At 66.6% G+C, this 9217-nt stretch carries 9 protein-coding genes; 5 read left to right on the top strand and 4 right to left on the bottom strand.

Annotated elements, in window-relative coordinates:
* The 4 genes from AC27IO_RS07710 to msrQ all read left to right on the top strand — a co-directional run.
* On the top strand, positions 1 to 601 hold a 601-nt coding region (locus tag AC27IO_RS07710; RefSeq protein WP_498738242.1), incomplete at its 5' end, for a cytochrome c biogenesis ResB family protein.
* Positions 598 to 1968, top strand: coding sequence for a c-type cytochrome biogenesis protein CcsB (ccsB, locus tag AC27IO_RS07705; RefSeq protein ID WP_317352643.1), 1371 nt, complete (start codon positions 598 to 600; stop codon positions 1966 to 1968). The genes AC27IO_RS07710 and ccsB, both read left to right, overlap by 4 nt.
* A gap of 71 nt (positions 1969 to 2039) precedes the next feature.
* A complete protein-coding gene (gene msrP / locus AC27IO_RS07700; RefSeq protein WP_272567544.1) occupies positions 2040 to 3035 on the top strand; it encodes a protein-methionine-sulfoxide reductase catalytic subunit MsrP in 996 nt (331 codons plus the stop codon).
* A gap of 50 nt (positions 3036 to 3085) precedes the next feature.
* Positions 3086 to 3706 (top strand): protein-methionine-sulfoxide reductase heme-binding subunit MsrQ, encoded by a 621-nt coding sequence (gene msrQ / locus AC27IO_RS07695; RefSeq protein WP_498738239.1) that lies wholly within the window; start codon positions 3086 to 3088, stop codon positions 3704 to 3706.
* A 57-nt stretch (positions 3707 to 3763) separates the two neighbouring features.
* Here the strand turns inward: msrQ and AC27IO_RS07690 are convergent, their stop codons facing one another.
* The 3 genes from AC27IO_RS07690 to lptM all read right to left on the bottom strand — a co-directional run bounded on the left by AC27IO_RS07690 (position 3764) and on the right by lptM (position 6190).
* Complete coding sequence (locus tag AC27IO_RS07690; RefSeq protein ID WP_272567546.1) at positions 3764 to 4606, bottom strand: oxygen-binding di-iron domain-containing protein; 843 nt, start codon at positions 4604 to 4606, stop codon at positions 3764 to 3766.
* 79 nt (positions 4607 to 4685) lie between these two features.
* Positions 4686 to 5969, bottom strand: a complete 1284-nt coding sequence (lysA, locus tag AC27IO_RS07685) for a diaminopimelate decarboxylase (protein WP_498738237.1) — start codon at positions 5967 to 5969, stop codon at positions 4686 to 4688.
* Entirely contained in the window at positions 5966 to 6190 is a 225-nt protein-coding gene (gene lptM / locus AC27IO_RS07680; protein ID WP_272567549.1) for an LPS translocon maturation chaperone LptM, read from the bottom strand. The genes lysA and lptM overlap by 4 nt, the downstream gene beginning before the upstream one ends.
* A 12-nt stretch (positions 6191 to 6202) precedes the next feature.
* Here lptM and cyaY point away from each other — a divergent pair, with 12 nt between their 5' ends.
* On the top strand, positions 6203 to 6532 hold the full coding sequence (cyaY, locus tag AC27IO_RS07675) for an iron donor protein CyaY (protein WP_272567550.1): 330 nt from the start codon (positions 6203 to 6205) through the stop codon (positions 6530 to 6532).
* Between the two features lie 88 nt (positions 6533 to 6620).
* On the opposite strand, the gene AC27IO_RS07670 is transcribed toward cyaY, so the two are convergent.
* Positions 6621 to 9008 (bottom strand): penicillin-binding protein 1A, encoded by a 2388-nt coding sequence (locus AC27IO_RS07670; protein ID WP_284429907.1) that lies wholly within the window; start codon positions 9006 to 9008, stop codon positions 6621 to 6623.
* Positions 9009 to 9217: the final 209 nt, after the last annotated feature.

The following is a 9217-nucleotide window of genomic DNA, read 5'->3' as shown; positions in this document are numbered from 1 at the left end:
TGCGCGCCCCTGTCGCTTTTTTGCCGGGGCGGACGCCGGCGCGGCAGGCGCCACCACCGGCAAGGGCGGTGCGCCGGGCCGCGGCGGCCTGCAGGCGATCTCGGACTTCATGGAGGCCAACGTGCCGCCGGCCGAACGCGAGCGGGCGGGCGAGGTGCTGATCCGCATCCTGAACGGCGCGCTGTTCGAGCTGGCCCAGCTGACGCGCGAGCGTGCGGGCCTCAAACCCCTGGCGCAGAGCGATGCCACCCAGGCGTTCATGACGCAGGCGGTGCTGTCGCTCAGCGACGCGCAGGCCTACCCCGTGCCCCTGGCGTTCGAGCTCAAGGACTTCACCCAGGTGCAGGCGAGTGTCTTCCAGGTGGCCCGCGCGCCGGGCAAGAACATCGTGTACCTTGGCTGCGCGCTGCTGATCATTGGCGTGTTTTCGATGCTCTACGTGCGCGAACGGCGCCTGTGGGTGTGGCTGGTGCCCCAGGACGGGGGCGCCCAGGCCACCATGGCGCTGTCGAGCAACCGCAAGACCCTGGACGGCGACCGCGAGTTCGCCCGGCTCACCGACAAACTCATCGGGGCGCGGCCCCACGGAGACACCGCATGAACACCGCCGCCACGGACGCTGCCCGCGATCGCACGGATCGCGCCGACCGCACCATCACCCTGAACGAGGGGTTCCTGGCCCGGCGCAATGCCTTCGACTGGGTCTTCGCCGCGCTGGTCGCGGCGGGCGGGCTGTTCGCGCTGCAGCGCTACGGCGCGTTCATGGATGTCTACGAAAAAGGCATCCTGCTGGGCGCCATTCCCTGCACCGTGTGGCTGGGCTGGTTCTGGCGGCCGCTGCGGGTACTGATGGTGGTGGTGGCGGCCTTCGCCCTGGCGGCCATCGGCCTGTACCAGCAGGACGGCGCCGGCAGCCTGGCGCGCGCCGACACGGTGTTCGGCCTCAAGTATTTCCTGTCCAGCCAGTCGGCCATCCTGTGGATGAGCATGCTGTTCTTCATGAGCACGGCGTTCTACTGGATCGGCATGTTCTCCCGCGGCGAGGGCCGCACCCTGTCGCTGCTGGGCTCGCGCCTGGCGTGGGTGGGCATCGGCATGGCGCTCATCGGCACGCTGGTGCGCTGGTACGAGAGCTACCTCATCGGCGCCGACGTGGGCCACATCCCGGTCAGCAACCTGTACGAGGTGTTCGTGCTGTTTTGCTGGATGACCGCGGCCTTCTACCTCTATTACGAGGCGCAGTACGAGACCCGCGCGCTGGGCGGCTTCGTCATGCTGGTGGTCAGCGCCGCCGTGGGCTTTCTGCTCTGGTACACCGTGGTGCGCGAGGCGCACGAGATCCAGCCCCTGGTGCCGGCCCTGAAGAGCTGGTGGATGAAGCTGCACGTGCCCGCCAACTTCATCGGCTACGGCACCTTCGCGCTGTCGGCCATGGTGGCGTTCGCCTACCTCATCAAGCAGCAGGCCGGCGAGACGCGCTGGTACAAGCTCGCGCCCCTGTGGCTGCTGGGCGTGGTGCTGTGCTTCGAGCCCATCGTGTTCCGCCAGGGCGCCACCGAGAACGGCGGCGCCTACTGGATGGTGTATTTCGGCGTGTCGGCGTTCATCGTGGCGGGCATCCTGCTGGGCCGCCGGCGCATCGCGGCCCGTCTGCCGTCGTTCGAGGTGCTGGACGATGTCATGTACAAGGCCATCGCCGTGGGCTTCGCCTTCTTCACCATCGCCACGGTGCTGGGCGCGCTCTGGGCGGCCGAGGCCTGGGGCGGCTACTGGAGCTGGGACCCCAAGGAGACCTGGGCGCTGATCGTGTGGCTCAACTACGCGGCCTGGCTGCACATGCGCCTGATGAAGGGCCTGCGCGGCACCGTGTCCGCCTGGTGGGCGCTGGTGGGGCTGGGCGTGACCACGTTCGCCTTCCTGGGCGTAAACATGTGGCTGTCGGGGCTGCACAGCTACGGAACGTTGTAGCCCACAATGAATCCTTTCGGGGCCGGTGCGCGTATAACCAGCATCGTCCCCCCGAACCACAAGGATTCCCCATGCCGATTCCCCGCAGAGACAACGGCTTCATCCACGCCGCCAGCAGCGAAATCACCCCCCGCGCCGTCTACGAAGGCCGGCGAGACCTCATCAAGCTCATGGCCGGCGGCGCTGCCGGGGCGGCCCTGGCCACCTGGGCCGCACGCGATGCCGGCGCCCAGGCCGCGCGTCCGGGCAAGCTGGCGGCCCTGGCCGGCGGCAAATCGGCGGTGGCGGGCGCCAACACCATGGAAAAGGTGACCGACTACAAGGACGCCAGCACCTACAACAACTACTACGAGTTCGGCGTGGACAAGGCCGACCCGGCCCGCAACGCCCACACCCTGAAGACCACGCCCTGGACGGTCGAGGTCGAGGGGCTGGTCAACAAGCCGGGCAAGTTCGGCATCGAGGACCTCATCAAGCTCAGCGCCCAGGAAGAGCGCATCTACCGCCTGCGCTGCGTCGAGGGCTGGTCCATGGTGATTCCGTGGGTGGGCTACTCGCTGGCCGAGCTGCTCAAGCGCGTGGAGCCGCAGGGCAGCGCCAAGTACGTGGAGTTCGTCACGCTGGCCGACAAGAAGACCATGCCCTTCGTCGGCTCCGCCGTGCTCGACTGGCCCTACACCGAGGGGCTGCGCATGGACGAGGCCATGCACCCGCTCACGCTGCTCACCTTCGGCATGTACGGCGAGGTGCTGCCCAACCAGAACGGCGCGCCGGTGCGGCTGGTGGTGCCCTGGAAGTACGGCTTCAAGAGTGCCAAGAGCATCGTCAAGATCCGCCTGACCGACAAGGAGCCGGGCACGGCCTGGAACAAGGCCGCCAAGCAGGAATACGGCTTTTATTCCAACGTGAACCCGAACGTGGACCACCCGCGCTGGAGCCAGGCCACCGAGCGGCGCATCGGCGAGGACGGCCTGTTCGCCAAGAAACGCAAGACGCTGATGTTCAACGGCTACGAGGCCCAGGTGGCCTCGCTGTACGCCGGCATGGACCTGAAGAAGTTCTACTGACCCGCCCCGCGTCCAACATCCCGCCGCCAGCGCCTTCGAGGGCCGCCGCCATGAAAAAACTGCTGATGCATCCCGCCGCCAAGCCGGTGGTGTTCGCCCTGTGCCTGCTGCCGCTGGCGTGGCTGGTGTTCGGCGCCGCCACCGACCGGCTCGGCCCCAACCCGGCCGAGGCGCTGATCCGCGAGAGTGGCGACTGGGCGCTGCGGGCCCTGTGCCTGGCGCTGGCGGTGACGCCGCTGCGCGTCATCACGGGCACGCCGGCCCTGGCGCGCTTTCGGCGCATGCTGGGGCTGTTCGTGTATTTCTATGCGGTGCTGCACCTCGTGGCCTACGCCTGGCTGGACATGGGCTTCGACTGGCCGGAGATCGTGTACGACATCGGCAAGCGGCCTTTCATCCTGGTGGGCACGCTGGCCATCGTGCTGCTCACGCTGCTGGCGGCCACGTCGTTCAATCGCGCCATCCGCTGGCTGGGCGCCAAGCGCTGGCAGGCGCTGCATCGGATCGTCTATGCGGTCGCGGGGCTGGCGCTGCTGCACTTTTTCTGGATGCGCGCGGGCAAGAACAACTTCGCCGAGGTGGCGGTGTACGCGGCCATCCTGGGCACGCTGCTGGGCTGGCGCGTGTGGAAGCGCTACGCCCGGCGCCCGGTGGCCGCCCGCACGGCATGATGCTATTAAAATAATAGCAATATGCCCTAGTACTGATTGTGCTGGAGGCCTTTTTGGCTAGGATCGCCCCTGCACGGCGTGCAGGGCCGGACGCACCTGCCGGGTGGCCGGGTCGATGAAGGCCGTGGGGAACTGGTAGGCCCGGTCGTCGAACAGGTCGATGCCGCACATCAGGTTCTCGATCCAGTCGAAGAAATCGCCGATGGCCTTCGGCCCCATGATCGGCGCGCCGTGCTGGGGCACCAGCATGGCGATGTCCATCTGCCGCACCATGCGCACCCACAGCCGCAGGATCTTGTTGGACACCATGTAGCGGCGGTGGAACCCTTCCATGCGCGGAATGTGCGGCGCCAGATCGGTCACGGGCTCGCGCGCCTCGGTGCCCGAGGTCATCGACACGCCCAGGTCCCCCGTGAAGAGGATGCGGCTGACCGGGTCGTAGAAGTGGAAGTTGCCCTCGGAGTGCATGAAGTGCGCTGGCAGCAGCACCAGCTCGTGCCGCCCCAGCGGCAGGTGGCCGCCGCCGTCCGGCACGCCGATCACCCGGTTCTCCGTCTTGCCGACCTTGGTGAAATGCGGCGCGAAGCGCTCCCACACGCGCGAGATCACCAGCGTGGCTTTGGTGCTGGTCATCCAGCGGTCGAGCGAGGCGATGATGTCCGGGTCGGCATGCGAGGCGATCAGGTACGACAGCTTGTGCGGCGGGAAATGCTTGGACATTCCCATGAACAGTTCGTTGAAGGCGAGGTTGCCGCCCGGGTCGATGATGGCGCCCGTGTCGCCGTCCACGATCAGGAATTGATTGGCCTGAACGGCCTGCCCGTCCTCCTCGATGAGGTCGGAGAACATCAGGCAGGCGTGGTGCTTGTCTCGGTACAGTTCCAGCGGTTCCAGGGCCATGGCATGCAGCATTCTTGAAAAATGCCAATGTAGGCCGCCCCCCGTGCCCAGGGCTTGATGCGAATCAAGCGTTGGCCAGTCAGCCCACCAGTTTCTCGTGGCGGAAGGTGTCGGCCGCCGATTCGCGCGCGCGGATCAGGTGGGCCTGCGTGCCATCCACCAGCACTTCGGCCGGGCGGGCGCGCGTGTTGTAGTTGCTGCCCATCGAGCTGCAATACGCGCCGGCCGACAGCACGGCCAGGTGGTCGCCCGGCTGCACCGCCAGCGTGCGGTCGCGGCCGATCCAGTCGCCGCTCTCGCACACCGGGCCCACCACGTCGTACACCCCGGCCGCTGCGCCGGCCGCGGCCGCCTGCACGGGCACGATGGCGTGGAACGCCTGGTACATCGCGGGGCGCGGCAGGTCGTTCATCGCCGCATCGACGATGCAGAAGTTCTTCTGCTCGCCGGGCTTCACGTACAGCACCTCGGTCACGCACACCCCGGCATTGCCCACCAGCGAGCGGCCGGGCTCGATCATGAAATGGCGGTCACCGAAGCCGCGCGCATCCAGCTTGGCCAGCAGCTTGGCCCACAGCGCATCGGCGGCCGGTGGCGTGTCGCCGTTGTAGTCGATGCCCAGGCCGCCGCCGAAGTCGATGTGGTGGATCGGAATGCCTGCGGCCTCGATCTCCTCGATCAGGTCGAGCAGTCGATCGGTCGCGTCGAGGTAGGGTGTCTCGTCGGTGATCTGCGAGCCGATGTGGAAGTCGATGCCGGCCACCTTCAGCCCCGGCAGCGATGCGGCATGCTGGTAGGCCGCGACGATGCGCTCGTGTGCCACGCCGAACTTGTTGCCCTTGAGCCCGGTGGAAATGTAGGGATGCGTCTTCGGGTCCACGTTGGGATTGACGCGGATGCTGATCGGCGCCTTCGTGCCGAAGGCCACGGCCACCTCGCTCAGCACGTCCAGTTCGGACTCGCTCTCGACGTTGAAGCAGCCGATGCCGGCCTGCAGGGCCTGCCGCATCTCGGCCCGCGTCTTGCCGACGCCCGAGAAGATGATCTTGCGCGGATCGCCGCCGGCGGCCAGCACGCGTTCCAGTTCGCCGCCGGACACGATGTCGAAACCGCAGCCCTGGCGCGCGAAAAGCTGCAGTACCGCCAGCGACGAGTTCGCCTTCATGGCGTAGCAGATCTGCACCTGGCGGCCGGCAAAGCCGCGCTGGTAGGCGGCCAGCGCGTCCAGCATGGACGCTTGCGAATAGACGTACAGCGGCGTGCCGTGCTGCCGCGCCAGGTCGGCGAGGGGGAGTTGTTCGATGAACAGTGCGTCGCCGCGGTAGGCGATGTGGGGATGGCCGGGCAGGGCAGGCAAGGTCATGGAGTCGGGGAGGAAGCGGAACGGGAGGGGGCGGTGGGGACGATCGGCGCCGGCGTGGGCGTGTCGCGCATCGGGTCCAGCGTCTGGGGCAGGGTGGCCCGCTGGCTGGCAGCGGGGTCGGTGGGTAGGTACAGCGGGCCGCGCTGGCCGCAGCCCGACAGGGCCGCCGCACTCGCAGCAAGGGCAAGCGTCCTGACTAGAATTTGCGATGCTCTCAACATCCGCCGATTCTAATGACTGACCTCGAATTCCTGGACCACGCGGAAAAGCTCCTGCTCGCTGTCGAGCAAGGCTGCGATCGCATCAACGACACCTCGGACGCCGACCTTGACGCACAACGCTCCGGAGGCATGGTGACCATCGCGTTCCAGAACGGCAGCCAGATCGTCATCAACCTGCAAAAACCGCTGCACGAAATCTGGCTGGCCGCACAGTCCGGCGGCTACCACTACCGGTTCGACGGCCAGCGCTGGATGGACACCAAGGGGGCGGGCGAGTTCTTCGAAGCCCTGGATCGCAGTGCCAGCGAGCAGTCGGGACTGGCGCTGTCTTTCGCGCCCTGAGCGCCTTCGGTCTGTAACAAAAAAGCCCTTGCGCGATGGCCGCGCAAGGGCTTTTCTTTGAGGGGCCGCGTGCCGGCGGCCCATGGGGTCAATTGCGGAACAGATCCAGGATCCGGTTGCGCTCCTCGGTCGGCGGGGGCGCCTGCGGCGGTGACCCGGGCACGGCGGCGGAGGCGTCTTCCATGCCCACGCTGGCGACACCCGCGTTGCGGGCGAACTCCTCATAGAACCATTCTCCGCCCACGTTCACCACGCCGGGCGGCACGGTGGGCTCGGCCACCGGGACGCCCTTGAGCGCGCGCTCCATGAAGCTGATCCAGATCGGCAGGCTCAGCCCGCCGCCGGTTTCGCGGCTGCCCAGGTTGCGGGGCGTGTCGTAGCCGATCCAGGTCACCGCGGCCACCGTGGGCTGGAAACCGGCGAACCAGGCATCGACGGCATCGTTGGTCGTGCCGGTCTTGCCGTACAGGTCGGGGCGCTTGAGCGTGGCCTGTGCACGCGCCGCCGTGCCGGAGCGGGTGACTTCCTGCAGCAGGCTGTCCATCACGAAGGCGTTGCGCGCATCGATCGCACGGGGGTTGTCGGAGGTGGCTGGCGGCTGGAAGTCCGACAGGATGCGGCCCTTGTGGTCGGTGACCCGGCTGATCAGGTAGGGGTTCACGCGGTAGCCGCCGTTGGCGAACACCGAATAGGCCGACACCATCTGCATGGGCGTGACCGACCCCGCGCCCAGCGCCATGGTCAGGTAGGGCGGGTGCTTTTCGGCGTCGAAGCCGAATTTGGATACCCATTCCTGGCCGTTCTTGGGGCCGACCGCCTGCAGGACGCGGATGGACACCACGTTCTTGGAGCGCGCCAGCGCGGTGCGCAAGGTCATCGGGCCGTCATACTTGCCGTCGTAGTTCTTGGGTTCCCAGGGCTGGCCGCCCGTGACGCCGGCGCTGAAGAACAGCGGGGCATCGTTCACCACGGTGGCCGGCGTGAAGCCTTTTTCCAGCGCGGCCGAGTAGATGAACGGCTTGAAGCTCGACCCTGGCTGGCGCCATGCCTGCGTCACATGGTTGAACTTGTTCTTGTCGAAATCGAAGCCGCCCACCAGGGCCTTGATCGCGCCGGTGCGCGGATCGACCGCCACCAGGGCGCCCTCGACTTCCGGCAACTGGGTGATGTCCCAGGTCTTCTTGGGGGTCTGGATCACGCGGATCACGGCGCCGCGGCGAATCTTGACGTTCGGCGGCGCCTTGTCGCTCAGGCCCGACTGGGCCGGCTTCAGCCCGTCGCCGGTGATCTCGATCGGCTCGCCGCTGGCGCGCGCCGCCACGATCTTCTTGGGCGTCACCTCCAGCACCACCGCCGACATCACGTCCCCGTTGTCGGGATGCAGGGCGAGGGTGTCGTCGATCACGTCCTCGGCTTCCTGGGCATTGGTGGGCAGGGCGACGAATTTCTCCGGCCCGCGGTAGTGCTGGCGGCGTTCGTAATCCATGATGCCCTTGCGCAAGGCGACGTACGCGGCTTCCTGGTCGCCGGCATTGAGGGTCGTGTAGACGTTGAGGCCGCGGGTGTAGGCCTCGTTGCCGTATTGGGCGAAGATGAGCTGGCGGGCCATTTCTGCCACGTATTCGGCGTGGATGCGGGTGGAATCCGGGCCGGAGCGGATCTTCAGGTCCTCTTCCTTGGCGGCGGCGGCCTCCTGCGCGGTGATGAAACCGTTCTCCTGCATGCGGTCGATGATGTACAGCTGCCGGATGCGGGCGCGCTTGGGGTTGCTGATGGGGTTGTAGGCCGAGGGGGCCTTGGGCAGCCCGGCCAGCATGGCGGCCTCTGCGATGGAGATGTTCTGCAGGGGCTTGCCGAAATAAGCCTCCGAAGCCGCCGCAAAACCGTATGCCCTGTTTCCGAGATAAATCTGATTCATGTAGATCTCGAGAATCTGGTTCTTGGTCAGCAGGTGCTCCAATTTGAAGGTCAGTAATATTTCGTAAATTTTTCGGGTAAATGTTTTCTCGGATGACAAATAAACGTTCCGGGCCACCTGCATCGTGATCGTCGAGGCGCCCTGGCTCTTCACACGGCCCATGTTGGCCAGCGCTGCGCGCACCACGCCTTTGTAGTCCACGCCACCATGCTGGAAGAAGCGTGCGTCTTCGATGGCCAGCACCGCGTTGGTCATGACCTTGGGAATGTCCTGGATGGGAGTGAGGTTGCGCCGTTCCTCGCCGAACTCTCCCAGCAAAGCGCCTTCGACCGAGTAGACCCGCATCGGCAGCTTGGGCCGATAGTCCGCCAGGTCCGAAATGTCCGGCAGGTTGGGGTAAGCCACCGCCAGCGCCACGGCGATCGTGAGCGCCACGCCCACGGCGCCGGCCGCCGCCAGCCCGAGCAACCACGCTGCGCTTCGGACAATCCAGCGCCACCATGCCGGCCGTTTCGGCGGATTCGGGTTGGGGGTCTTGTCGGTAGGTGATGACGGCATAGCGTTCCAGGAGAGAGCAACCGGCCATTATAAAAATATGGGCCTCACCCGTCTGCCAAATCACGCCAAAGGGTGGCGCACCTATACCACAGGCGCATGAATATCGGTATCGGAAGAGGCGGCAAATGAGCGTGTGCTTTTGACAACGTTCGGTCCGTAACAGCGCCGTAAAACTCTTGGCTGGCCTGCAACCTTACTGATAGCATTCA

The organism is Acidovorax sp. KNOB132, from assembly GCF_057541515.1.
This window is presented reverse-complemented; position numbering and strand designations above follow the sequence as displayed.

Coding starts and splice junctions, on each gene's coding strand:
- ccsB (WP_317352643.1), top strand. CDS start 598: ATGAACACCGCCGCCACGGACGCTGCCCGCGATCGCACGGATCGCGCC.
- msrP (WP_272567544.1), top strand. CDS start 2,040: ATGCCGATTCCCCGCAGAGACAACGGCTTCATCCACGCCGCCAGCAGC.
- msrQ (WP_498738239.1), top strand. CDS start 3,086: ATGAAAAAACTGCTGATGCATCCCGCCGCCAAGCCGGTGGTGTTCGCC.
- AC27IO_RS07690 (WP_272567546.1), bottom strand. CDS start 4,606: ATGGCCCTGGAACCGCTGGAACTGTACCGAGACAAGCACCACGCCTGC.
- lysA (WP_498738237.1), bottom strand. CDS start 5,969: ATGACCTTGCCTGCCCTGCCCGGCCATCCCCACATCGCCTACCGCGGC.
- lptM (WP_272567549.1), bottom strand. CDS start 6,190: ATGTTGAGAGCATCGCAAATTCTAGTCAGGACGCTTGCCCTTGCTGCG.
- cyaY (WP_272567550.1), top strand. CDS start 6,203: ATGACTGACCTCGAATTCCTGGACCACGCGGAAAAGCTCCTGCTCGCT.
- AC27IO_RS07670 (WP_284429907.1), bottom strand. CDS start 9,008: ATGCCGTCATCACCTACCGACAAGACCCCCAACCCGAATCCGCCGAAA.